At 66.1% G+C, this 25,617-nt stretch carries 18 protein-coding genes, 1 tRNA gene and 1 pseudogene; 14 read left to right on the forward strand and 6 right to left on the reverse strand.

Annotation, left to right across the window (positions count from 1 at the left end; all coding sequences use genetic code 11):
- Positions 1-90 precede the first annotated feature (90 nt).
- From ASE39_RS03360 to ASE39_RS03410, 11 genes are all read left to right on the forward strand, one after another.
- Positions 91-945 carry a MoxR family ATPase gene (locus ASE39_RS03360; RefSeq protein WP_010459395.1) on the forward strand — a complete coding sequence of 285 codons (855 nt, stop codon included), beginning with the start codon at positions 91-93 and terminating at the stop codon, positions 943-945.
- Positions 946-1,191 (forward strand): hypothetical protein, encoded by a 246-nt coding sequence (locus ASE39_RS03365; RefSeq protein WP_057270168.1) that lies wholly within the window; start codon positions 946-948, stop codon positions 1,189-1,191.
- A 16-nt stretch (positions 1,192-1,207) separates the two neighbouring features.
- A complete protein-coding gene (locus tag ASE39_RS03370; RefSeq protein ID WP_057226292.1) occupies positions 1,208-1,810 on the forward strand; it encodes a GNAT family protein in 603 nt (200 codons plus the stop codon).
- Between the two features lie 18 nt (positions 1,811-1,828).
- A complete protein-coding gene (locus ASE39_RS03375) occupies positions 1,829-3,016 on the forward strand; it encodes a VWA domain-containing protein (protein WP_010459402.1) in 1,188 nt (395 codons plus the stop codon).
- 134 nt (positions 3,017-3,150) lie between these two features.
- Positions 3,151-5,103, forward strand: a complete 1,953-nt coding sequence (locus ASE39_RS03380) for a BamA/TamA family outer membrane protein (RefSeq protein ID WP_199864231.1) — start codon at positions 3,151-3,153, stop codon at positions 5,101-5,103.
- A 14-nt stretch (positions 5,104-5,117) separates the two neighbouring features.
- Positions 5,118-9,563, forward strand: coding sequence for a translocation/assembly module TamB domain-containing protein (locus tag ASE39_RS03385; protein WP_057270169.1), 4,446 nt, complete (start codon positions 5,118-5,120; stop codon positions 9,561-9,563).
- Between the two features lie 54 nt (positions 9,564-9,617).
- A tRNA-Arg gene (locus ASE39_RS03390) sits at positions 9,618-9,692 on the forward strand.
- A gap of 157 nt (positions 9,693-9,849) precedes the next feature.
- Positions 9,850-11,466 (forward strand): class I SAM-dependent DNA methyltransferase, encoded by a 1,617-nt coding sequence (locus ASE39_RS03395; RefSeq protein WP_010459407.1) that lies wholly within the window; start codon positions 9,850-9,852, stop codon positions 11,464-11,466.
- Positions 11,456-12,724, forward strand: a complete 1,269-nt coding sequence (locus ASE39_RS03400) for a restriction endonuclease subunit S (RefSeq protein WP_081474563.1) — start codon at positions 11,456-11,458, stop codon at positions 12,722-12,724. Before ASE39_RS03395 ends, ASE39_RS03400 begins: the two co-directional genes overlap by 11 nt.
- Positions 12,724-14,133 carry an ATP-binding protein gene (locus tag ASE39_RS03405; protein WP_010459410.1) on the forward strand — a complete coding sequence of 470 codons (1,410 nt, stop codon included), beginning with the start codon at positions 12,724-12,726 and terminating at the stop codon, positions 14,131-14,133. Before ASE39_RS03400 ends, ASE39_RS03405 begins: the two co-directional genes overlap by 1 nt.
- Positions 14,134-14,434: 301 nt before the next feature.
- Positions 14,435-17,758, forward strand: a complete 3,324-nt coding sequence (locus ASE39_RS03410; protein ID WP_010459413.1) for a type I restriction endonuclease subunit R — start codon at positions 14,435-14,437, stop codon at positions 17,756-17,758.
- A gap of 89 nt (positions 17,759-17,847) precedes the next feature.
- Here ASE39_RS03410 and ASE39_RS03415 read toward each other — a convergent pair whose 3' ends face one another.
- Entirely contained in the window at positions 17,848-18,246 is a 399-nt protein-coding gene (locus ASE39_RS03415) for a hypothetical protein (protein ID WP_010459416.1), read from the reverse strand.
- A 182-nt stretch (positions 18,247-18,428) separates the two neighbouring features.
- Here ASE39_RS03415 and ASE39_RS03420 point away from each other — a divergent pair, with 182 nt between their 5' ends.
- Complete coding sequence (locus tag ASE39_RS03420; protein WP_057270170.1) at positions 18,429-19,256, forward strand: hypothetical protein; 828 nt, start codon at positions 18,429-18,431, stop codon at positions 19,254-19,256.
- A 39-nt stretch (positions 19,257-19,295) separates the two neighbouring features.
- Here ASE39_RS03420 and ASE39_RS03425 read toward each other — a convergent pair whose 3' ends face one another.
- Together ASE39_RS03425 and ASE39_RS03430 are read right to left on the reverse strand one after the other, a co-directional pair.
- Complete coding sequence (locus ASE39_RS03425) at positions 19,296-19,517, reverse strand: hypothetical protein (protein WP_010459420.1); 222 nt, start codon at positions 19,515-19,517, stop codon at positions 19,296-19,298.
- A gap of 144 nt (positions 19,518-19,661) precedes the next feature.
- A pseudogene (locus ASE39_RS03430) lies at positions 19,662-20,552 on the reverse strand (EamA family transporter).
- Positions 20,553-20,649: 97 nt separating this feature from the next.
- Between ASE39_RS03430 and ASE39_RS03435 the strand changes: the two are divergent.
- Positions 20,650-21,141 (forward strand): Lrp/AsnC family transcriptional regulator, encoded by a 492-nt coding sequence (locus ASE39_RS03435; RefSeq protein ID WP_010459424.1) that lies wholly within the window; start codon positions 20,650-20,652, stop codon positions 21,139-21,141.
- On the opposite strand, the gene ASE39_RS03440 is transcribed toward ASE39_RS03435, so the two are convergent.
- The 3 genes from ASE39_RS03440 to ASE39_RS03450 all read right to left on the reverse strand — a co-directional run bounded on the left by ASE39_RS03440 (position 21,142) and on the right by ASE39_RS03450 (position 24,371).
- Positions 21,142-22,134 (reverse strand): 2-dehydropantoate 2-reductase, encoded by a 993-nt coding sequence (locus ASE39_RS03440; RefSeq protein WP_057270171.1) that lies wholly within the window; start codon positions 22,132-22,134, stop codon positions 21,142-21,144. It abuts the gene before it with no gap.
- A 240-nt stretch (positions 22,135-22,374) separates the two neighbouring features.
- Positions 22,375-23,715 carry an ATP-binding protein gene (locus ASE39_RS03445; protein ID WP_057270172.1) on the reverse strand — a complete coding sequence of 447 codons (1,341 nt, stop codon included), beginning with the start codon at positions 23,713-23,715 and terminating at the stop codon, positions 22,375-22,377.
- On the reverse strand, positions 23,712-24,371 hold the full coding sequence (locus ASE39_RS03450) for a response regulator transcription factor (RefSeq protein ID WP_057226278.1): 660 nt from the start codon (positions 24,369-24,371) through the stop codon (positions 23,712-23,714). The genes ASE39_RS03445 and ASE39_RS03450 overlap by 4 nt, the downstream gene beginning before the upstream one ends.
- A gap of 193 nt (positions 24,372-24,564) precedes the next feature.
- On the opposite strand from ASE39_RS03450, the gene ASE39_RS03455 reads away from it, so the two are divergent.
- Positions 24,565-25,593 (forward strand): ABC transporter substrate-binding protein, encoded by a 1,029-nt coding sequence (locus ASE39_RS03455; protein WP_057270173.1) that lies wholly within the window; start codon positions 24,565-24,567, stop codon positions 25,591-25,593.
- Positions 25,594-25,617 lie beyond the last annotated feature (24 nt).

Here is a 25,617-nt window from a genome sequence, read left to right on the forward strand (position 1 = left end):
CGTGGAAGTTCAGCTCTGGGCTCTGATCAACCGCCGATTATAGCCAGCGCCTGTCAAGCCCCATTCATCAACGATCCGGTGATTTCCCTCATGAAATTCCAAGGTTCCCAGAACTACGTCGCCACCCAAGACCTGATGCTTGCCGTGAACGCGGCCATCACCCTGCAACGCCCGCTGCTCATCAAGGGAGAACCCGGCACCGGCAAGACCATGCTGGCCGAGGAAGTGGCGCAGGCGCTCGACATGCCGCTGCTGCAGTGGCACATCAAGTCCACCACCAAGGCGCAGCAGGGCCTGTATGAATATGACGCCGTGAGTCGCTTGCGGGACAGCCAGCTCAATGACGGCGACAGCGCCGGGCGTGTGAAGGACATCCGCAACTACATCATCCAGGGTGTGTTGTGGCAGGCCTTCACGGCCGACCGCCCGGTCGCCCTGCTGATCGACGAGATCGACAAGGCCGACATCGAATTCCCGAACGACCTGCTGCGAGAAATCGACCGCATGGAGTTCTACTGCTACGAAACGCGCGAACTCATCAAGGCCAAGCACCGCCCGCTGGTGTTCATCACGTCGAACAACGAAAAAGAGCTGCCCGACGCGTTCCTGCGCCGCTGCTTCTTTCACTTCATCAAGTTCCCCGAAGCCGACACGATGCGCCAGATCGTCAACGTGCACTTCCCCACGCTCAAGAGTGAGTTGCTGGGCGTGGCGATGAAGACGTTTTATGACGTGCGCAACCTGCCCGGGCTGAAGAAGAAGCCATCGACCAGCGAACTGCTCGACTGGCTCAAGCTGCTGGTGGCCGAGGACATTCCGCTGACCGCACTGCAAAGCGCCGACAACAAGGTGGCCGTGCCGCCGCTGGTGGGCGCACTGCTCAAGAACGAGCAAGACGTGAGCCTGTTTGAAAAGCTGGTGTTCATGAACCAGAGGAACCGCTGAGTGAGCGACGGCAACAACGATACCCGCCAGCTGCTGGTCAACGGCTTTGCGGATGCCGTGGGCTTTGTGGGTGGTGCGCTGCTGGGCTTCTGGCTGGGCACGTTGCTCGGGTTCGACGTCTTCGCGCCTGGCTACGGCACCAGCAGCCTGATCGGTATCGCCATGGTGGGCATCGGCGGTGGCCTGGGCCTGCACGCTGCGCGGCGCTGGCAGGCCAGCCGGCAGAGTAAACCCTCCAAGGATTGACGAAGAGAAAAGACCCATGGCCTTTGTAGAACCAGTCACCCTGCGCGACCGGGGCATCCGCCTGGAGCCCCTGGCGCTGTCCCATGAACACGGCTTGGCGGCCGCTGCGGCCGACGGCGAACTGTGGAAACTGCGCATCACCTCGGTGCCCGAACCCCAGGACACCCGTGCGTACATCGAGACAGCCCTCAAGATGCGCGAAGACGGTAACCGCTTCGCCTTCGCCGTGGTCGAGGACGCCACTGGCAAGGTACTGGGCTCCACAAGCTACCACGACATTCTGCCCGCCGTGAAACGCGTGGAGATTGGCTACACCTGGTACTGCACAAGCGTGCAGCGCACCCATGTGAACACCACCTGCAAGCTGATGATGATGGGCCACGCCTTCGATACGCTGGGCTGCCACGTGGTGGGCTGGCGCACCGACAACTACAATTTTGCATCGCAGAAGGCCATTGAGCGCCTGGGCGCCCGGAAGGACGGAGTGATCCGCGGCCACGCGCTGCGCCGCGACGGCACCATCCGCGACACAGTGATGTACAGCATGCGCTCGGGCGAATGGCCGGAGGCCAAGGCACAACTGCTATATCTTTTAGAGCGTCACGCGCTTACTGAATAAGCGCTGGAGGCCAAAAACATGCTCATCGACTTCTTCTACACCCTGCGCACGGCCAAGTTGCCCGTGTCCGTGAAGGAATACCTCACCCTGCTCGAAGCCCTGCAGGCGGGTGTGGTGGGCCCCAAGTCGGATGACGCGTGGAGCCTGGACGACTTCTACAACCTCTCGCGCCTTACGCTGGTCAAGGACGAGAAGCACTACGACAAGTTCGACCGGGCCTTCGGCGCCTACTTCAAGGGCGTGGAAATGGTGGCCGACTTCACCAAGGAGATTCCCGCCGACTGGCTGCGCAAGATCCTGGAGAACGAGCTCACGCCCGAGCAGAAAGCCGCCATCGAGAAGATGGGCTGGGACGAACTGATGGAGACGCTCAAGAAGCGCCTCGAAGAACAAAAGGAACGCCACGAGGGCGGCAGCAAGTGGATCGGCACGGGCGGCACCAGCCCGTTCGGCCACGGTGGCTACAACCCGCAGGGTGTGCGCATCGGCGGCGCCGGCAAGAACAAGAGCGCCGTGAAGGTGTGGGAACAGCGCGCCTACAAGGACTACGACGACCAGCAGGAGCTGGGCACGCGCAACATCAAGGTGGCGCTGCGCCGCCTGCGCAAGTTTGCGCGCGAAGGGCACGAGCTGGAGCTGGACCTGCCCGACACCATCCGCAGCACGGCGGCCAATGCGGGCTACCTCGACATCAAGATGGTGCCCGAGCGGCACAACAACGTGAAGGTGCTGCTGCTGATGGACGTGGGCGGCACCATGGACGAACACATCCAGCGCGTGGAGGAACTGTTCAGCGCCGTGAAGACGGAATTCAAGCACCTGGAGTTCTATTACTTCCACAACTGCGTGTACGACTTCATGTGGAAGAACAACCGCCGCCGCTTTGCCGAGAAGTTCCCCACCTGGGACATCATCCGCAAGTACAACAAGGACTACAAGCTGATCTTTGTGGGCGACGCGACCATGAGCCCGTATGAGATCCTGCAGCCCGGCGGCAGCGTGGAATACAACAACGAAGAGCCGGGCGCCGAGTGGATCCAGCGCCTCACGCATGCCTTCCCCAAGTTTGCGTGGATCAACCCCGAGCCCCAAGGCGTGTGGCAGTACCGCCAGAGCATCAGCATCATCCAGCAGCTGGTGGGCAACCGCATGTACCCGCTGTCGCTCAAGGGGCTGGAAGAAACCATGCGGCTGCTGTCGAAGTAGGCGGGATGGGCACCAGCGCTTGGTAGCCCATCGCGCGGAACTGTCTGACACGGCGGGGCTGATTTTCGGTGCATAGTGGTGGTGGGCTGGTTTTGCAGCCCGCCCCCACTTTCTAAAACCACCGTTTTCCTGCCGTGCCTTTTCGCGTCCTGCGCTCTACCTCCTCTTCCTCAACGCCGGCCCCATGGCCGGCGTTGCTGCTTTTCAGCGCGCTGTGCCTGCAGGGCTGCAGCCTGCTGCCGCGCGGTGAGGACGGAGATAGCGCCGCATCGGCCGCCGCCACCCCGGCCATTGCCGAATCCGGCGCGCCCTCCTTCGCCGTGCAGGTGAATGCCCCCGCCGGCGTGCGCGAGACACTGGAGCGCCACCTGGAGCTGCAGCGCTTTCGCCACCTGCCCGACCTGCACGCCAACGAGCTGCAGCGCCTGCTGGGCGCGGCCGACGCCAATGCCCGCGAACTGCTGGGCACGATGGGCTACTTCGCGCCCACCATCACGGTGGAGCTGACCGAAACGCCCGACAGCAAGGCCGGCCCGCGCACGGTGGTGGTCACGGTGCAGCCCGGCCCGCAGACCCGCATTGCCAGCGCGGACGTCGACTTCACTGGCAACACGGACGGTATCAACACGGCGCAATCGCCAGAAGAAACCGACTCCCAGAGCGCCAGCATCCGCCAGCAGCAGCGCGTGCAGCGCAACTGGTCCCTGCAGCCCGGCCAGCCGTTCACCCAGTCTGCCTGGGACTCGGCCAAGAACGACGGCCTGCGCCAGCTGCAAGCGCGCCGCCACCCCACCGCCCGCATCGCTACCAGCCGGGCCGAGATCGACGCCGACAAGCACGAGGCCAAACTCAGCGTGACCTACGAGCCCGGCCCGCCCTATCGCTTCGGGCCACTCAGGGTGGAGGGCAGCGAGCGCTACGACCCCGACGGCGCCCGGCGCCTGGCGCGCCTGCCCACGGGCGCGGTCTACGACGAGGCCGAACTGCTCGACGCCCAACTGCGGCTGGCCAGCAGCGGCTACTACGACGCGGTGTTCCTCACGCTCGACACCGAGGGCACCGACCCGCAGACCGCGCCCGTGGTGGCCCAGGTGCGCGAGGCCAAGGTGCAAAAGCTGGTGTTCGGGCCAGGGTTCTCGACCGACAGCGGCGCGCGCCTGTCGCTGGAGCACATCCATAACCAGTTGCCCGTGATCGGCTGGCGCGCCGTGAGCAAGCTGTCGCTGGACCGTGAAACCAACCTGGCCAGCACCGAATGGACCGACCTGCCCGACAACCGGGGCTGGCGCTGGTTTGCGGGGGGGCAACTGCAGCGCGAATCCACGGGCGACTACGACGTCAACAGCGGCCGACTGCGCGCAGGCCGCAGCAAAAGCACCAAGAACATCGACCGCAACTACTTCCTGCAGTACGACTACGCCAAGAGCCAGGGCCTTGCCGCCAATGTGCAGTCGCCCTCCGACACCAGCACGGCCCTCAGCGTGAACTACGGCTGGACAGGCCGCTACTTCAACAGCCCCACCGCCCCCACGCGCGGCCACGGCATCGCCGTGGAACTGGGGCTGGGCACCACGCTGCGGCCTGAGCGCGACCCGTTTGTGCGCACCCTGGTGCGCTGGCAGTCGTTCATCCCTGCGGGCCGCGTGCAGGACGCCGTCGGTGTGGGCCGCAGCGCCCGCGTGGCCTTGCGCGCAGAGGGCGGGGCCGTGCTGGCACGCGATGGCGCGCAGATCCCGGTCACCCAGCTTTTCCTGACCGGGGGTGACACCACCGTGCGTGGCTACGGCTACCGCAGCATCGGCGCCCGCACCGACAAGGGTCAGCTCTACGGCGGCCGCTACCTGGCCGTGGGCAGCGTCGAATGGCAGCGCCCCATCGTCTACCGGGGCGCCATGACCGACTGGGAGAGCACGCTGTTCGTGGATGCTGGTGCCGTGGCCGACCGCCTGGGCGACATGGACCCGCGCGTTGGCGTGGGGGCTGGCGTGCGCTGGCGCAGCCCTGTGGGCCCCCTGCAGGCCGACCTGGCCTACGGCGTGAAAACCAAGGAGGTGCGGCTGCACCTGCGGCTCGGGTTCAGCTTCTGATGGACGCTCAACCCATGCCCCCCCACTCCCCGACACCCCGCGCCCGCTCCTCTGACTTCAGCGCAGGGGCGTCGCCCAGCCACCAGGGTGGCCCGGGCCCTTCGCCGCACCGTGGCCGCCGTGTGCTGCGTGCACTGGGCTGGCTGTTGGTGGCAGTGATTGCGCTGCTGATTGCCGCAGCCGCTGCCGTGTGGTGGTGGGCTGGCAGCAACACATCGCTGGCCCTGGCGCTGGCGCGCGCGGCGCAGTACCTGCCCGCCAACCAGCAACTGGAGAGCCGCGAGGTCACTGGGTCGCTGCGCAGCGGCGGGCGCATTGGCTGGCTGCGCTGGCGCAGCCCCGGTCTGTCCGTCGAGGTGACCGACATCCGCCTGGGCTGGCAGCTGGCCCCCTTGCTGCAACGCCGCCTGGAGCTGGGCGAAGTGCATGCCGCGCGCGTGCAGATCACGCCGCTGGCCAGCCCGGCCGGCGCAGAGCCGCCCACGCCCCTGACCCAGCTGGTGCTGCCCTTGCACATCGGTGTGCCGTTCCGCGTGGACCAGTTGCAATGGGCAGGCGCCCCGGCCGTGGAAGCCCGGGGCCTGGCCGGCGACTACCGCTTTGACGGGCAGGAGCACCGCCTGAACATCGGCAGCCTGGAGCTGGCCCAAGGCCAATACACCGCGCGGCTGACGCTGCAGGCCCAGGCCCCCATGGCGCTGAACGCCACCGTGGACGGCACGGTGCGCGCCGCCGTGCCCGGTGGCACCACCGCCATGCGGGTGGGCGCACACGCCACGCTGCAGGGCACGCTGACCACCGCGGCGGCGCAACTGCAACTGCAGGCGCGCATCAGCCCCACCACGGCCCAGGCGGAGGCCCCGCCAACGCCCTCGCCCCCTGCCAAATCCCCCTCGACCAAATCTGCAGCACCACCACCGACACCCCCCGCCGCAGAACCTATGCAGGCCGACATGCAGGCCACGCTGGCCCCGTGGTCCGCGCAGCCCCTGCAGTCGGCCCAGGCCACGTTGCGTGCCGTCAACCTGGCGGCCCTGTGGCCCCAGGCCCCGGCCACCCGGCTGCATGGCACCGTGCACGCGGGGCCCACCGGGGGGGCCGCCCCAGTGGGCAACGGTTGGGCCCTGCAGGCACAGCTGCGCAACGAACTGGCAGGCCCGTGGGACCAGGCCCGCCTGCCCATCACCGCCCTGCAAGCCGACGCGAACTACGACGGCACACGCTGGGCGGTGCCCGGCGCGACTGTGAATGCAGGCACCGGCGCAGTCACCCTGCAAGGCAGCTACAACCCCGCCACCGGCGCGCTGGAGGGCCAGGCCGAACTGCGCAACCTGCGCCCGGACGCCCTGCACACCGCGTGGGCGGCCGCCCCGCTGGCGGGCCGCGTGGGTGCGCAGATGCAGGGCGATGTAGTGCGTTTTACAGCAGACATCCGGGCCACCGGCCCCGCCGCTTCCGCGCCTGTCAAAACCACTCCCAACCGCCCCGTACTGCTGCGCATCAACACGCTGACCGCACAAGGCAGCTGGCAGCCTGCTTCGCCCACCCAGACCGGCGGCACCTTGCAGCTGGATCGCCTGCTGCTGGACGCTTTGCAAGCCCACGTCGAAGCCACCCAGCTGCGCGTTGCACCCGGCGATTTGTCGGGCCAGGGCCAGATCACGCTGACCGCGCCTGGCGCCACAGCGCGCGCACAGGGCAGCATGGCACCCCAAGCGGGTGCAGGCGACCTGCAGGTGCAATGGACCGACGTGGACCAGACCCAGCGCTGGCTGGCAACCCTGCCGCTGGTGGGCACCCGCCTGCAAGAAGCCTTGCAGGGCGCCACCGCCAAGGGCGCCGTGCAGCTGACCGCCCGGTGGAAGGGCGGCTGGCAAACACTGGCCCGGCAACTGCAAGCCGCCACCGCTACAAACGCCCATGCCAACGCCAGCCGCGCGGGCAGCACACCGCCCTCGGACAAGGCCACCTTCGAGCTGCAAGCCGCCCTCTCCACCCCGCAACTGGACCTGTCACTGCCCCCCGGCAAAGGCGCAGGCGGCGGCGCCACCGCCGTGCAACTGCGCGCCGTGAAGGCCGAACTCTCCGGCACCCTGGCGCAGGCCACGCTGGCACTGGACGGCGAAGCCCGCCTGAACGCCTCCCAGCCCCAGCAGATGCAGCGGCTGGCCCTGCAAACCCGCGCCACGGGCGGGCTGACCACATCCACGCAAGGGGCGCAGGTGCAGATCAGCGAACTGCGGCTGGTGGCGCAAGACGCTGCACGCCCCGGCCCCTGGACGCTGCAACTGGCCGATCCCTTGTCCCTCACCGCGCGCGCCGCCCCCGGCCCCGGCGCGTCGTCGGCAGCGGGCTACACCGTGCAGGCCTCGGCAGGCCAGGCCCGCCTGACCGGCCCCCTGCCCGGCACCGCTACGCTGGGGTGGCAACCCCTGCGCGTGGCCACTGGCGCGAACCCGGTGCAACTGCAGACCCAGGGCACGCTGCAGGGCCTGCCCATGGCCTGGGTCGATGCACTGGGGCTGGGGGATACCCCGGCCGCCGCTGGCCGCCCTGCCCAGCCGCTGTTTGCCCGCATGGGGCTGGCCACCAGCATCGTGCTGGACGGGCAATGGAACGTGGACAACACCCAAGGCCCCCTGCGCGCCAGCGCCAGCCTGCGCCGGGCCAGCGGCGACCTGCGCATCCTGGCGGGCGACGCCACCGCCATCACCGCCGTGCAAAGCAGCGGCCAGGGCACGGGCGCGGGCGCCACGGCGGTGATCGCCACCGAGGCCTCGGCCAACCCATCGGCCCTAGGTGCGGCATCCGGTGCAGGGGCAGGCACCGCCGCCGGTGTGCGCCAGGCCGAAATCACCGTCGAGATCGAAGGCGAGGCCCTGCGCGCCCAACTGGCCTGGGCGAGCGACCGGGCCGGCGAGGTGCAGGCCAACGTCAGCACCCGCCTCACACCCGGAGCGCCCGGCGCCCCAGCCGCTGCGGGCGCCAGCCCCTCCTCGCCCGTCAATTCTTCGCCCGCCATGTCCTCACCCTTCACCTGGGCTCCGGATGCGCCACTGGCCGGCACCCTGCGCGCGCGCCTGCCCGACGTGGGCGTGTGGTCGGCCCTGGCCCCGCCCGGCTGGCGTGTGCGCGGCACACTGGACGCCAGCGCCACGTTGTCAGGCACCCGCAATGCGCCGCGCTGGGCCGGCACGCTGGGCGCCGACGACATGGCCGTGCGCTCCGTGGTCAATGGCGTAGACCTGCAGGGCGGCCGCCTGCGTGCCACGCTGCAAGGCAATCAGCTCAGCATCACCGAGTTCCGCCTGCAGGGCGGGCGCGGCAGCGGCGCGCGCATTGCAGGCTTCAGCGGCAACCGCACGGCTGCCCCGCAGGACGGCGGCACGCTCACCGCCACCGGCCGCGTGAACTGGGGCGACAGCGCTACCGCTACCAAGGGACTGTCAGGCATCACCATGTCACTGCAAGCCGAGGCCAAGGCCCTGCAAGTGCTGGTGCGCGCCGACCGGCAGATCAGCGTGTCGGGCCAACTGCAGGCGCAGCTGCAGCAAGGCCAGATCAGCCTGCGCGGCAAGCTCACCACCGACCGCGCCACCATCATCCTGCCCGACGAAACCGCGCCCAGCCTGGGCTCGGACGTGGTCGTGCGCTCTGCCGCCAAGGACCGCGAAGACCAAGCCAAGGCCCAGGCCGCCGCCAAGGCCAGCCAGGTGGCAGCGCAGGCCGAAACCGCCAAGCCGCCCGACATTGCCATCACCCTCAACCTGGGGCGCGACTTTGCGCTGCATGGCCATGGCATCACCACGCGGCTGACAGGCGAGGTGGACATCCGCAGCAGCGCCGTGCCCGGCGCCCCGCCCCGCGTGACCGGCGAGGTCCGCACCGACGAAGGCCGCTACCGCGCCTGGGGCCAGATGCTGGACGTGGAGACGGGCCTGATCCGCTTCAACGGCCCCTACAACAACCCCTCGCTCGACATCCTGGCCCTGCGCCCCAACATCAGCGTGCGCGCGGGGGTGCAGGTCACCGGCAGCGCCCAGGCGCCGCGCGTCAAGCTGTATTCCGACCCCGAGCTGCCCGATGCCGAAAAACTCTCGTGGGTGGTCCTGGGCCGCAACGCCTCCGCCGGCGGCGCCGAAGCCGCCGTGATGCAGCAAGCCGCCCTGGCCCTGCTGGGCCGCAAGGGCGGCGGCAACACCAGCGCCAACATCGCCAGCCGCATCGGCCTGGACGAGATCGGCTTTCGCAGCGCCACCGCGGGTGAAGACGCCAGCGCCACCGCCCTCACCTTCGGCAAGCGCCTATCCAAGGATTTGTACGTGACGTACGAGCGCAGCCTGTCGGGCACGCTGGGCACGCTGTACATCTTCTACGACCTCTCCCGCCGCCTCACGCTACGCGGGCAGACCGGCGAGAAGAGTGCGGTGGACATCATCTACACGGTGAAGTACGACTGAGGCCCTGCCTCCGGGAAGGCCCCCGCACGCCACTACAATGCGCGGCTGTCTTGCCTCCTCGTAGTTCAATGGATAGAACGAGTGCCTCCTAAGCGCTAGATACAGGTTCGATTCCTGTCGAGGGGACCAGATTTATGGTCAAAATTGCCCCTAGCGCTTATTGGATAAGCGCTAGTAGCTATCAAAATAGTAGTATTCAAAGAAGCAACCCCGTGGCAGGGTCTTCGCAGTGTGTGCGGCGGGCCTGCCCGCCGACTGCCATAAGCGCATCACACACCGCAGCCACATGCTCCAAGACATAAAGAAAACCCTGTGGGCCACCGCCGACAAGCTGCGCGCCAACATGGACGCCGCCGAATACAAGCACCTGGTGCTCGGCCTCATCTTCGTCAAATACATCTCTGACACCTTTGCCGCCCACCACGCCACGCTGGTGTTGCGCCTGGCAGACCCCGACGACGAATACTTCTACGGCGATGCCGACCCCGCCGACATTGCCGCCGAGCTGGAAGACCGCGACTACTACAAAGAAGCCAACGTCTTCTGGGTGCCCGAAGCCGCCCGGTGGGAGCAACTGCGCAGCAGCGCCAAGCAGCCCGACATTGGCAAACGCATCGATGACGCGCTCACGCTGATCGAGGCCGAGAACCCCACGCTCAAAGGCATCCTGGACAAACGCTATGCCCGCGCGCAATTGCCCGACGGCAAGCTGGGCGAGCTTGTCGATCTTGTCTCCACCATCGGCTTTGGCGACACCCCCGACGTGGCCCGCGACACCCTGGGCCAGGTGTACGAATACTTTCTGGGCATGTTCGCCAGCGCCGAAGGCAAGCGCGGCGGGCAGTTCTACACCCCCGCCAGCATCGTCAAAACCCTGGTGGCCGTGCTCAACCCGCACACCGGCAAGGTGTACGACCCGTGTTGTGGCAGCGGCGGCATGTTTGTGCAGAGCGAGAAGTTCATCGAAGCCCACGGCGGCAAAAAGGGCGATGTCTCCATCTACGGGCAAGAAAGCAACCCCACCACCTGGCGCCTGGCCGCCATGAACCTGGCCATTCGCGGCATCGACTTCAACTTGGGGACCGAACCCGCCGACACCTTTGTGCGCAACCAGCATCCCGACCTGCGCGCCGACTTCATCCTGGCCAACCCGCCCTTCAACATCAGCGACTGGTGGCACCCCAGCCTGGAGGGCGACGCCCGCTGGGTGTACGGCGACCCACCCCACGGCAACGCCAACACCGCCTGGCTGCAGCACATGCTGCACCACCTCAAAGCCACCGGCCGCGCGGGCATCGTGCTGGCCAACGGCAGCCTGAGCAGCAGCCAGAACAACGAAGGCCAGATCCGCGCCGCCATGGTCGATGCCGACGTGGTGGAAGTGATGATCGCCCTGCCCGGCCAGCTGTTTTTCAACACGCAAATCCCGGCGTGCCTGTGGTTTTTGGCCAAGAGCAAAAAGCGCAAGGGCGAAGTGCTGTTCATCGACGCCCGCAAGCTCGCCACCATGATCAGCCGCGTGCAAGGCGAGCTGACCGACGAAGTCATCGACCGCATCGCCGCCACCGTAGCCGCCTGGCGCGGCGAGCCCGCGCCCACCGCCGTTACGCCCACCGCGAATTCCGTTCAGGCTGAGCCCGTTGAAGCCCATCCCCACCGCCCCGCCCCCTATCAGGACATCCCCGGCTTCTGCCGCAGCGTGCCCCTGGCCGAGATCGCCCAGCACGGCCACGTACTCACCCCCGGCCGCTACGTGGGCGCCGAGGCGGTGGAGGACGACGACGAAGCCTTTGCCGACAAGATGGTGAAGCTGACGGAAAAGCTGGGCGAGCAGATGGCCAAGGGCGCGGAGCTGGATGCGGTGATTCGGCAGAAGCTGGGGGGGCTGGGGTATGAGTTCTGAGTGGGCCTCTCTCACAATCGGTGATTTGGTGCGCGACGGAGAGGCATCAGTTCAAACTGGCCCATTCGGCTCGCAACTGCACAGTCATGATTACGTGGTCTCAGGGACGGCCGTGATTCCGACTGAAGCGATTGGAAGAGGCCGGATTCTTGACATCCCAGTTCCCCGGGTTGATGCGGCAAAAGCATCTGAACTGTCCCGGCATCGGCTTCGACTTGGTGACATCTTGTTCGCGCGACGCGGCGCCCAGGCCACAGGTCTGTCTGCAATTGTGGATGAAAGATTTGAAGGAGCGCTCTGCGGTACCGGCGCTCTGCTACTCCGCGTGCAAAGCCCACGGGTTGACCCCCGATATCTTGCGATGTATTTGTCCAGTGAGACTGCATATGGCTGGCTAAGGACACATGCAGTCGGCGCTGTTATGCCGAATCTAAACACGGCCATCGTTCAGGCGCTTCCAATCTCATTCCCGGGAATTCAGGAGCAGCAACGAATTGCTAGATTTGTCGGCGTACTCGACGACCGCATCACCCTCCTGCGCGAAACCAACGTCACACTCGAAGCTATTGCCCAGGCGCTGTTTAAGTCGTGGTTTGTCGATTTCGACCCCGTGCGCGCCAAGATGGAAGGCCGCGCCCCCGAAGGCATGGACGAAGCCACCGCCGCGCTGTTTCCCGATGCGCTGGAGGAATCGGAGTTGGGGTGGGTGCCGAAGGGGTGGCTACCCATTCGACTGGACTCGTTTTTGGAGCTTGCTTACGGCAAGGCACTCAAGGCAGAAAACCGAATTCCCGGTCCAGTGCCTGTGTATGGGTCTGGCGGAATTACGGGGTGGCACGAGAAACCGCTGATTGATAGCCCGTCGATCATCGTTGGTCGTAAGGGCACAGTTGGAAGCCTCTACTGGGAGAGCCGCCCGTTCTACCCAATCGATACGGTCTTTTACGTGAAGGCCAAGCGTCCGCTGACGTATTGCCACCAGCTTTTGAAGACTTTGGGTTTGCATGACATGGATACCGATGCAGCGGTCCCTGGGTTGAACAGAGAGAACGTCTATCGCTTGCTCGTTCCAGATGCTCCTGCGAACGTTCTCGCAGTGTTCGATGCGTCGGCCAATGCATTAAGAAACAGCATCGACCATAGCGAAGCGCAAGCCCAAACCCTCTCCACCCTCCGCGACACCCTGCTCCCCCGCCTGATCTCCGGCCAGTTGCGCTTGTCCGACACAATGGCTGAAATGCCCATGGAGGCCGCGTGATGATGACCTTAGACACTTTGAACCGCTGGTTGGTGGAAGCGCCCGAGGATGAACACCTAGAGTTCAAAGAGGCCAAGCAGCAATACGACACCACCAAGCTGATGCGCTACTGCGTGGCGCTGGCCAATGAGGGCGGTGGCCATCTGGTGCTGGGTGTTTCAGACAAGCGGCCTAGGCAGGTGGTGGGCACCCAGGCTTTTCAGAACCGGGGCGACATCACGGCCCGCATTCTGGAGGCCCTGCGCCTGCGTGTAGATGTGCAGGAACTGCAGCACCCTGATGGCCGCGTGCTGGTGTTCAGCATTCCCCCTCGTCCGGCAGCCACACCCTTGCACCATGAGGGCGCGTATTTGATGCGTGCTGGCGAAGAGCTGGTGCCGATGTCGCCGGATCAGCTCAAACGCATCTTTGCGGAAGGTGGGCCAGACTGGTTTGGGCACCCCGCCCACACAGGGGCCAGTGCCGATGATGTGGTGGCCTTGCTGGATACCCAGTCTTTCTTTGACTTGATGAAGCTGCCCTACCCCACCAGCCGCGACGGGGTGCTGGAGCGCCTTTCGCAGGAGCGGCTGATTGAGCGGAAAGCTGATGGCTGGCACATCACCAATCTGGCCGCCATTCTTTTGGCCAAGCGGTTGGATGCTTTCTCGCCAGAGTTGGCGCGCAAGGCGCCACGGGTGGTGATTTACGAAGGGGTCAACAAGCTGGCCACGCGCTACGACGAACCCGAGCACCAAGGGTACGCGGTGGGCTTTGAGAAGCTGGTGGACTTTGTGCACTCCTCTGCGCCCCGCAACCACTTTGTGGAGCAGGCGCTGCGCGAAGAGGTCAAGATGTTTCCGCGCCAGGCCATTCGCGAGTTGATAGCCAACGCGCTGGTGCACCAGTCTTTCGAAGCCACCGGGCAGTCCGTCATGATTGAGATGTACGCGGATCGTCTGGAGGTGTCCAACCCGGGGCTACCCCCGATCAAGGTGGAGCGTTTCATCGATGAATTCCGCTCTTGCAACGAGCGCCTGGCAGAGCTGTTGCGTCGCATGCGGGTGTGCGAGGAAAAAGGCAGCGGCATCGACAAGGTTGTCCATCTGGCCGAAGTGTTCCAATTGCCTGCGCCAGACTTTCGCACCAGCGAAACACGCACGATGGCGATCCTGTTTGCGCACCGCGACTTTGCCGACATGAGCAAGCCTGACCGCATACGGGCCTGCTACCAGCATTGCTGTCTGAAGTACGTCAGCAACGAGCGGATGTCCAATCAAAGCTTGCGGGATCGCTTCAAACTCCCAGAATCCAAAGCGGTAACGGCTTCGCAGGTCATTGGGGCCACCAAAGATGCAGGCCTCATCAAGGCGGACGAGTCGGAGACCGCATCGACCCGATATGCCCGGTACCTGCCCTTTTGGGCGTAGAAGTGCTTAAACGCAAATCCGATTGGCTCTTAGAATTTGAAAAATATCAAATCGAATCAACAACTTAGCAATTTAATTGCAATTCCGATTGCAACTCCAATTGCAATTACCTTGCAACTCCTCGATGCATGCTGTGCCGCATCACATGACGTCTTGTGTCAGCGCTGAGAGGCGGACCCTATGGTGACGGCATCGACAGATCACCATAACGTGTCGATTTTTTGTGTTTTTTTAAGCATATCCTCCATACCTGTCGATGGCATCGACACATCCGCCACCTCTCAGCCCAGGGTCTGACCGCATGACCGAAGACCAGCTCGAACGCGAAACCCTGGCCTGGCTGCAGGACGTGGGCTACACCCCCATTGCAGGCCCCGACATCGCCCCCGACGGCCCCGCGCCCGAGCGCAGCGACTACCGCCAGGTGCTGCTGGCGGGCCGCCTGCGGGCGGCGCTGGTGCGGCTGAACCCTGCCGTGCCCGTGGTGGCCGTCGACGACGCGCTGGCGCAGGTGCAAGACCTGGGTGCGCCCGCGCTGCTAGCGGCCAACCGGCGGTTTCACCGGCTGCTGGTGGCGGGTGTGCCGGTGCAGTACCAGCGCGGCAACGAGACGGTGGGCGACTTTGTGCGCCTGGTGGACTGGGCCGTGCCCGAGCGCAATGAGTGGCTGGCGGTGAACCAATTCAGCGTGCGCGGGCCGCGCCACACGCGCCGGCCCGATGTGGTGCTGTTTGTGAACGGCTTGCCGCTGGTGCTGCTGGAGCTGAAGAACCCCGCAGACCAGGCCGCCAGCGTGTGGAAGGCGTACGACCAGATCCAGACATACAAAGAGCAGATCCCGGACCTGTTCCACACCAACGAGGTGCTGGTGATATCGGACGGCACCGAGGCGCTGCTGGGGTCGCTGAGCGCCAGCGCCGAGCGCTTCATGGCGTGGCGCACGATTGACGGCGCCACGCTGGACCCGCTGGGCCAGTTCAACGAGTTGCAGACCCTGGTGCGCGGCGTGCTGGCGCCGCAATATCTGCTGGACTACCTGCGCTACTTTGTGCTGTTTGAGGACGATGGCCAGCTGGTGAAAAAGATCGCGGGCTACCACCAGTTTCATGCGGTACGCGCCGCCATTGCGCAGGTGGTGGCTGCTGCCATGCCGGGTGGTGGCGTAGACCCAGGAAACCCGGCCATCAAAGGCAAGGGCGGCGTGGTGTGGCACACGCAGGGCAGCGGCAAGAGCATCACCATGACCTGCTTTGCCGCCCGCGTGATGCAAGAGCCCGCGCTGCAGAACCCCACCATCGTGGTGATCACCGACCGCAACGACCTGGACGGCCAGCTGCTGGGCGTGTTTGGCCTGGCGCAAGACCTGCTGCGCGAGCAGCCCGTGCAGGCCCGCACCCGGCAGGAGCTGCGCACGCTGCTGAGCAACCGGCCCTCGGGCGGCATTGTGTTTGCCACCATCCAGAAGTTCATGCCCGGCGAGGACGAAGACAGCTACCCCATGCTGTCGGACCGCCACAACATCGTGGTGATTGCCGATGAGGCGCATCGCACGCAGTACGGGTTTGAGGCCCGGCTGAAGGTGCGCAAGGCCGAAGGCAAGGAAAATTTCAAGCAAATTCAGGCTCTAGCGCTTGATACACAAGCGCAACCAGCTATTAATACAGTAGCAAACCCCATCACCACAGGCAGCGGCACCGCACCCGCACACCGCGCCGAGTTTGCGCCGCCCACCTACCGGGTTGGCACCGAGACGAACACGGTGGAGCCCACCCGGGAACACTACCAAGTGGGTTACGCCCAGCACCTGCGCGACGCACTGCCCAACGCCACCTTTGTCGCGTTTACCGGCACGCCCGTGAGCGGCACCGACCGCGACACACGGGCCGTGTTTGGCGACTACATCCATGTATATGACATGCAGCAGGCCAAGGAAGACGGCGCCACCGTGGCCATCTACTACGAAAGCCGCATGGTCAAGCTGGGCCTGAAGGCCGACGAGCTGCCCAGCATCGACGCCGAAGTGGACGAGCTGGCCGAAGACGAAGAAGAAAGCGTGCAGTCGCGCCTGAAAAGCCGCTGGGCCGCGCTGGAGCAGGTGGTGGGCGCCGAGCCCCGCGTGGCGCGTGTGGCGCAGGACCTGGTGGCGCATTTTGAAGAGCGCAACACCGCCCAGCGCGGCAAGGCCATGGTGGTGGCCATGAGCCGCGACATCTGCGCGCACCTGTACAACGAGATCGTGCGCCTGCGCCCCGACTGGCACCATGCCGACCCCGAGCTGGGCGCCATCAAGATCGTGATGACGGGCAGCGCCAGCGACAAGGCCCTGCTGCGCCCGCACATCTACAGCGCGCAGGTGAAAAAGCGGCTGGAAAAACGCTTCAAAGACCCGGCCGACCCGCTGCGCATCGTGATCGTGCGCGACATGTGGCTGACGGGTTTTGATGCGCCCTGCGTGCACACGCTGTATGTGGACAAACCCATGAAGGGCCACAACCTGATGCAGGCCATTGCCCGCGTGAACCGCGTGTTCAAGGACAAGCAGGGCGGCCTGGTGGTGGACTACATCGGCATTGGCAACGAGCTCAAAGCCGCCATGAAGGAGTACACCGCCGCGCAGGGCCGGGGGCGCCCCACAGTGGATGCGCACGAGGCCTTCAGCGTGGTGCTGGAAAAGCTCGATGTTCTGCGCGCCCTGCTGCACGGGCTTGACTACAGCGGCTTTTTGACGGGCGGGCACCGCGTGCTCGCGGGTGCGGCCAACCATGTGCTGGGCCTGCCGCGCCAGGCCGGGCAAGACGGCAAAAAGCGATTTGCCGACACGGCCCTGGCGATGAGCCAGGCCTTTACGCTGAGCTGCACGCTGGACGAGGCCAAGGCGGTGCGCGAGGAAGTGGCTTTCATGCAGGCGGTGAAGGTGATCCTGACCAAGCGCGACATCACCGCCAAACAACGCACCGACGAGCAGCGCGAGCTGGCGGTGCGCCAGATCATCAGCCAGGCCGTGGTGTCTGAAAGCGTGGTGGACATCTTTAACGCCGTGGGGCTGGAGAAGCCCAACATTGGCCTGCTGGACGAAGGCTTTCTGGCCCAGGTGCGGGCGCTGCCCGAACGCAACCTGGCAGTGGAGCTGCTGGAGCGCCTGCTGGAGGGCGAGATCAAAAGCCGCTTTGCCAGCAACGTGGTGCAGAGCAAAAAGTTCTCGGAGCTGCTGGGTGGGGTGATCGTGCGCTACCAGAACCGCAGCATTGAAACCGCCCAGGTGATGGAAGAACTGCTGGACATGGCCCGCAAGTTCCGCGAGGCACATGGCCTGGCCGACAAGCTGGGGCTGACCGAAGACGAGGTGCGCTTTTACACCGCGCTGGCCGAGAACGAGGCAGCGGTGCGCGAGCTGAGCGACGACACGCTGAAAAAAATCGCCCACGAACTGACCGACAACCTGCGCAAGAACCTGACGGTGGACTGGACCGAGCGCGAGAGTGTGCAAGCCAAGCTGCGCCTCATGGTGAAACGCATCTTGCGCAAATACAAATACCCGCCCGACCTGGAAGCTGCCGCCGTGGAGCTGGTGCTACAGCAAGCGCAGGCGCTGGGCGAAGCATGGAGCGAGCTGGCAACCGCCTGATTGAAACGTTCCGACGGACGTGCAGCCCCGAGCCGCATTGAATCCAAAAGGCTGCTTCCTCTACAGAGCAACACAGCTCAACAGCCCAATCAGGGCGTCTGATCGGCCCGGTTGCGTTTGTCTGCGCCTGGGTGCTCAGTGCTTATTGATGCGGGGTCAGCCGCCTCTCCAGCATCTTCGGTCTTGACCGCCGTACCAGCAGCCGCGCCGCCCAGCGCCCCGGCAATACCGCCCAAGGTGCCCCCAACGACCACGCCCACCGGGCCGGCGACCGCAACGCCCACCGCCGCGCCGGCAGCCGCGCCCGCCATCATGCCGCCGCCCACCAGCACGGAATGGGCCTCGCGATCGGCCTCCTCAGGCTCCAGGGCGGTCTGCGCCCCTGGCCGCGGGTCTTGCGACGGAATGCCGTAGCCGGGGCGGGCTTGTTCGGCCAGGTCCTCATCAGCAGGCAGGGAGCCTGGACTGGAAATAGTGGATGGATGCATGTGCGTCTCCTGAGAAGGTGGCCGACGAAACAAACAGGGTTTCATCTCCATCTCTTTTAGGGCCCGCTCCACGCGTTGGACGCCATCCTGCAGACCGTGAGGCTGTCGGACAATGCCCGGTGCCCCTACGGACGCGCAGATTCTCAAGCCCATCTGCCATTTACCCGCCTAAGATCAAGCCTATGTCGGCATCTCCTTCCCCCTCCACCGCCCCTCTTGCCCCCCAGCCATCCGCCAGCGCACTGGCGCAGGCGCTGGGGCTTCCCGTCTTTGCCCCGCACTGGCACATGCCGCAGTACCCCGACGGGGCCGTGGGGCCATGGCAGATGAAGCGCACCGGCGTGGGGCTGGACCGTGGATACCACAGCGGCCCGTGTGTCACATCGGGATCGACGGTGCTGATGCGGCAAAGCGCTGCGGGCGGGTGGGAAACCTGGATGTCGCTGTCGCCGATGGAGATCGAAAGCCAGGAACTGGCCTGCCACCACGCGCGGGGCCACACGGTGGTGATGGGCCTGGGCATGGGCTGGGTCGCGGCGAACATGGCACTGCAGCCCTCGGTGGAGCGCGTGACCGTGGTGGAGCGGGATGGAGACGTGCTGGAGCTGTTTCGCCGTTGCCGCGTGCTGGAGGGGCTCCCGGAGTCCGCAGCGCGCAAGGTAGCGCTGGTACAGGCCGACGCGCTGCAGTGGCAACCTCAAGGCGCGCCCGTGGATTTTTTGTATGCCGACATCTGGCTGAACCTGGCGGAGCCACACACCTTGGCCGAGGTGCAGCGCATGCAGGCCAACGTGCGCGCCGCACAGGTGTACTTCTGGGGGCAGGAGCTGGTGCTGGGCGCCATGGCCTGCGCCCAGGCAGAGCCCAATACACCCGACTGGGCCGACGCGGTAGACCGCGCTGTGCGCGAGACGGGTTTGCCCCTGCTGGCGCAGGCTGAGGAAGGCTATGCCAACCTCATTGCACGGGTGTTGCAGTTGCGCCAAGGCCGCCAACCCAACGCCGGCTGACTGGCTGACAGCCCGGCCAGGGGCGCCGGGTTGCTTGCGCTATTTGGTGAGCCACTTGCGCTGTGCGCGCGGCTGTATGGTGATGTCCACGCTCTGGTGCACGGCAGGCTGGCCGCTGGCGGTGTCGGTTTCCACCACATCTTCCAGATCGATGTCCTTGACCTCTGAATGGGTCGCTTCTTCCAGGTCTGCCAGGATGGCGCTGACTTTGCGTTCAGCCTCATCGACCTCGGATTGTGGCAACGGCGAAATGCGCATCATGGGCGGCTCCTATGAGATAGACCCATTCTGGCCATGGAGCATGCGCTGCGCGTGTCATCCTTTGCCCACGCCGGGGTGTCAGCGCGAAGGCCATCCTTGGCGGACCTTGATCTGCCCAGGCGGGCGCGATGGCACCGGCCGCCTTCAGGCTGGCTGCGGCGCCGCGCGGTCGGTGCCCTGGGGCCGGCCGGCGGTCATGGCACTGCCCATCGACGCCGCCACGATGCAGCCAATGGCCAGCCACTGGATGGCGCTCAGGTGCTCGCCCAGCAGCACCAGGGCCAGCACGGCGGCCACCGCAGGCTCCATGCTGATCATGATGCCGAAGGCCTCCTTGGGCAGGCGCTTCAAGGCCATCATTTCGAGCGAGATCGGGATGGCGCTGGAGACCGCCGCCACCGCCACGCCGATGAGCAGCACCGTGGGCGACAGCAGCGCAGCGCCCGCATGCGCCACACCCACCGGCACCACCACCAGCGCCGCCACCAGCAAGCCCAGCGACACCGAATGCCCCGCGTGCAGATGCCCAGCACGTTTGCCAAACACGATGTAGAGCGCCTAGAACACCGCTGCGCCCAGCGCGTACAAAACCCCCACCGGGTTCAGCGTGCTGCCGTTGAGCCCCAGCGGCAGCAGCATGCCCAGCCCGGCCATGGCCAGGGCCACCCACACAAAATCCACGGCGCGCCGGGATGACCAGATGGCCACCGCCAGCGGCCCCGAGAACTCGATGGCCACCGCCAGGCCAAACGGCAGGGTGCGCAGCGACATGTAGAACATGAGGTTCATGGCGCCGAGGGCCGCGCCATACAACACGACGGCACGCGCATCGGCCCGCGACAAATGCCAGCGCCAGGGCCGCCACAGCAGCAGCACCAACAAGGCCGAAAAGCCCACCCGCACAGCGGTGGTGCCCTGCGCGCCCACCACGGGAAACAGCCAGTGCTTGGCCCAGGAGGTGCCGATGCCCAACGCGGTGACGGAGCCCAGGACGGCAAGGAAAGGGAAAAAACGTTGAAAGAGAGAAGCGCTCATGCGTAAAAATATAGTTCGACCTGTGCGTGTTTTTGGCTCTGTTTGAAGGCCTTCCACGCAACTTTCACTCGCCGCCGCCCGCCCACCGGAGCCATGAATGACCGCCCCCGCAGCACTCGACCGCTTTGACCTCGCCATCCTGGACATCCTGCAGACCGACAACACCACGCCCCAGCGCGTGATTGCCCAGGCGGTCAACCTGTCGGCACCCGCTGTGCAGCGTCGCATCCAGCGGCTGAAGGACAGCGGCGTGATCCGCGCCAACGTCGCCGTGCTGGACCCGGTGAAGGTGGGCAAACCGCTGACCATCGTGCTGGAGGTGCACCTGGAAAACGAGCGCCCCGACCGCACCGCCCCGCTGCGCGCGCGCATTGCCGCCGAAGACGCTGTGCAGCAGTGCTACAGCGTGACGGGCGAGGCGGACTACCTGCTGGTGGTGACCGTGGCGTCGATGGAGGACTACGAAGCGCTGACGCGGCGCCTGTTCGAGGGGGATGACAACGTGCGGCGGTTCAGGACCTCGGTGGCACTGGGCTGCCTCAAGGCCGGGCTGCATGTGCCGCTGGACCGGGCGCTGCCAGCCGCCTGATCACAGCCCCAGCATCTTGCACATCTGCGCACCCGTGAGGCGCTGGCGCGGCCCGCCCAGCAGCTCGCACATGCGGGCGTTGAGCGGTGCCTGCGCCCCGTGCTGCACCGCCAGCCGCACTACCGCGCCGCTGAGCGCATCGATCTCGGTCACGCGCCCGGCCTCCAGGTCGTCCCACATCGACGAGCGGGCCGTGGCGTCGATCTGCAGCATGCGTTTGGCCAGCCGCGTGAACAGCCAGTTGGGCAGCCGCAGCACATGGGGCAGCAGCATGGGCGACACGGCGGTGACCTGGGCGGGTGTGATGCCCGCGCGGGCCATCACGCTCAGCGCCTCGGTCTGCAGGGCGGCGAAGACACGGCGGCAGTCGCGGTCGAGCAGCTCTTGCCGCAGGGGCAAGTCGGACAGCGCATTGACCGGGTTGTTCAGGTTGAGCAGCAACTTGCCCCACTGCACCGCACGGATGTCGGCGGGCAGCACCGTGGCCAGGCCTGCGGCGTTGAAAAGGGGCGCGATGCGCTCGGTGACAGCATCGTGCTGCAGCTGCAGGTGGCCTGCGGTGGCACGGTGCACCTGCGCGCCGCGCAGCACCACGTTGTAGGGCACCATGCCCGCCAGCACGTTCAGGCCAGGCGCCAGCGCCGCGACGCGGGCCACGTTGTCCACGCCGTTCTGCAGCGAGATCACCGGGGTGCCGGGGGCACAAGCCGCAGCCAGCTCGCGTGCGGCGGATTCGGTGGCGCCGCTTTTGACGCACAGCAGGATGATGCTGTCGGCGCTGGGCGCGGCGTCTGCCAGTGTGTGCGCCAGTTGCAGCGCGGACACGGGCACGGTGCGGTCAAATCCGTCCAGGTCGGACACCTTCAGGCCCTGCTGCGCGATGGGCTCCAGCGCATGCGGGCGGCCCACCAGGCACACCGGCAGGCCGTGCGCTGCCAGGCGCCCACCCACATAACAACCAATGGCGCCTGCGCCGAGAACGATGAAGTGCATGCGGTGGTGTCCTTTGACAGCGGGAGATAGGGCCCCGCGATGGATGCGGCGCCTGCGCATTGTGCGGCGAGGCGCTCACGGGGCCTGGCGCAGAGGCGACGGCGTCTGCAGGTATTTTTAGCTTCAACTTTTGAAGTTTTTTGGCCTCCAGCGCTTGTCTATCAAGCGTCAATAGCTATTAAATTTGAAGCATTGTCAACAGACAGTACCTGCGTCCAAGGCGCTTGCTACCAGCAGATCTCAGCCAAACCGCACGGTCACCAGCAGGCCCCCCAGGCGCGGCGAAGCGCCCAGTTGCACCGTGGCGCCATGGGCCTGTGCAATGGCCTGCACGATGGCCAGGCCCAGGCCGCTGCCGGGGGCGCCTTCCGAGGTTTCGCGCACAAAACGCAGCATCACGCGCTCGCGGTGCTCGGGGGCGATGCCGGGGCCGCTGTCTTCCACCGTGAGCACGGCGTGGCCGCCCTCCCTGCGCACCTGCAGGTCCACCTGGCCGCCGGGTGGGGTGTACTTGATCGCGTTGTCCAGCAGATTGCGCGCCAGCATGCGCAGGGCCTCGGCATTTCCGGATACGGTGGCGGCGTCGGAGTCGAGCAGGCCCACGTCCATGCTGCGCACCTGCGCCGCGGGGGCCACGTCGGCCAGGGCCAGCTGGGCCACAGCGCGCAGGTCCACGGGCTCGGAGGGGGCGGTTGCGGCCTCTTGCCGGGCGAGGGTAAGCAGCTGCTCCACCAAGCGCGTGGCGCGGTCGATGCCGGCCGACAGGCGTTCGATGGCGGCAGCACGCGCGGTGTCGTCGCCCGCGCGCTGCAGACCCTGCAGCTGCAGGCGCAGCGCGGCCAGGGGCGAGCGCAGCTCGTGCGCGGCGTCGGCCACAAAATGCTGCTGGGCATCGAACGCGCGCTGGACGCGCTCGAACAGCAGGTTGAGTTCACTCACCAGCGGCTGCACTTCGTCGGGCAGCTGCGCATCACTCACGGGCGAGAGGTCGTCGGCCTGGCGCTGGGCCAGCTGGCGGCGCACGCGTTCCACCGGGGCCAGCGACCGGCTCACGCCCCACCACACGGCCAGCACCAACAGCGGCGCCATGATGGCCAACGGCGCCAGCGTGCGCAGTGCCAGGCTGCGGGCCATGTCGCGCCGCGCGGCCATGTTCTGCGCCACCTGGATGACCTGCGAGCGCGTCTGCATCGAAAACACGCGGTAGGTGCCACCGCGCGCCTGCACATCGGTAAAACCCAGCACGGCGATCTGCGGCAGCTCCGCGCCCACGGCGGATTCGAAAATGCGCAGGCCCTCGTTGGTCCACACCTGCACGACGAATTCGTGGTTCTCGTCCTCGGGGTCCAGCCCCGGGCCCAGGCCCTGCGCGTCCACCGGCAGGCCCGAGCGCAGCGCCAGCGCGGTCTGCTGCATGTGGTAGTCGAACAGCGTGTCGGCCTCGGCCAGTGCGCCCCGGTAGGCCAGCGCGCCCTGCACCGCCCCGGCCAGCACGATGGCGGCGAGCAAAAACACCAGCAGTCGCATGCGCAGTGATCGGGGAAGCAGCCCGTGGAGGGCCGGGGTGAGCTTGTAGGTCATACCTTGGGTACTAAATAGCCGACGCCGCGCACGTTGAGCAGCACCTCGGCCCCCAGCTTCTTGCGCAGGCCGTGGATGTAGACCTCCACCGCGTTGCTACTCACCTCGTCGCCCCAGCCGTAGAGCTTGTCTTCGAGCTGCTGGCGCGACAGCACCATGCCAGGCCGGGCGATGAGCGGCTCCAGCACCGCCCATTCGCGCGCCGACAGCACGACAGGAACACCCTGCACCGTGGCCTCGCGCGTGGCGGGGTTGATGCACACGCCCTTGTGTTCGTACACCGGTTCGGCCCGGCCCGCGGCGCGGCGCAGCAGGGCGCGGATGCGGGCGAGCAACTCGTCCAGGTCGTAGGGCTTGAGCACGTAGTCGTCGGCCCCGGCGTCGAGCCCCTCGATGCGATGTGCCACGGCATCGCGGGCGGTCGCCACCAGCACGGGGGTGCGGTTCTTGCGGGCACGCAGGTCGCGCAGCACGGCCAGGCCGTCGCGTTTGGGCAGGCCCAGGTCGAGCAGCACCAGGTCGTAGGGCTGGGTGCGCAGGGCGGTATCAGCCGCATCGCCGTCACGCGCCCAGTCCACGGCGTAGTGCTCGGCACGCAGCAGGTCCAGCACGGCTTCGCCGATCATGGGGTCGTCTTCAACGAGCAGCAGGCGCATGGCAACGGGTCCAAAGGATCGGTGAAATGTAGTCCGCCAAGGATAGCGGCGGTGCCACGGCTTGCCGTGGACAGGGCCTCACGGGGGGGCGCACCGTTTGTCATGTCACATCACTGCCACAATCAACGGGCGCTGGGCGAACAACCCGACCCCTGTCTCGGGCCACAAAAACAGAACGTAAGGAGCAAGAGCGATGGCATTCCACAAAATCCGGTTCATTGCTGCGGCCGCCGCGCTGGCGGCCTTGTCGGCAGGCGCGCAGGCACAAGGCGTGGTCAATGCGCTGTGCAGCACCGACGCCCCTTGGTGCGAAGCCGCCGCCAAGGAGTTCACCAAAAAGACCGGCATCAAGGTCAACCAGGCGCACAAGGGTACGGGCGAAATCGCGGCGCAGCTGCGTGCCGAGGCCAACAACCCCAAGACCGACATCTGGTGGGGTGGCACGGGCGACCCGTTCCTTCAGGTGGCCGAGCAAGGTCTTCTGGCCGAATACCGCCCGGGCTATCTCCAGGATCTGCACGGCTGGAGCGTGCGCCAGTACGCGATGTCGGGGAACCAGGTGGGGGGCTTCTACAGTTCGGCCATCGGCTTTGGCTACAACACCGATACCCTCAAGAAGAAGAAACTGCCCGAGCCGCAATGCTGGGCCGATGTGATCAAGCCCGAGTACAAGGGCGAGGTGGAAATCTCGCACCCGGCCTCCAGCGGCACGGCCTACACCGTGATTGCAGGCCTGGTGCAGCTGATGGGCGAGGACAAGGCTTTCGATTACCTCAAGGCCTTGCACAAGAACACCACCACCTACACCCGCAGCGGCCAGGCGCAAGCGCCCAATGTGGCCAAGGGCGAAGTGGGGGTGGGCATCACCTTCATGTTCAACTTCGAGAAGTGGAAGGCCGACAAGTACCCGGTCAAGACCCAGGCCCCCTGCGAAGGCACCAGCTACGAGATCGGTGGCATTGCCCTGATCAAAGGTGCGCGCAACATGGAGAACGCCAAGAAGTATTACGACTGGCTGATGAGCGCCGAAGGCCAGGCCGTGGGCGCCCAGGTGGGCAGCTACCAGGTGCCGGCCAACAAGAGCTTCAAGATGGACCCGCGCATCCCGACGCTGGACAACGTCAGGCTCATCAAATACGACTTTGAAAAATACGGCAAGGCTGCCGAGCGCAGGCGCCTGATTGACCGCTGGACCAAGGAAGTGGAGGCGCTGCCGCGCTGACAGGAGCCGCCCGCCGCGAGGGCA

Source organism: Acidovorax sp. Root267 (genome assembly GCF_001429215.1).
Lineage (GTDB): Bacteria > Pseudomonadota > Gammaproteobacteria > Burkholderiales > Burkholderiaceae_C > Acidovorax > Acidovorax radicis.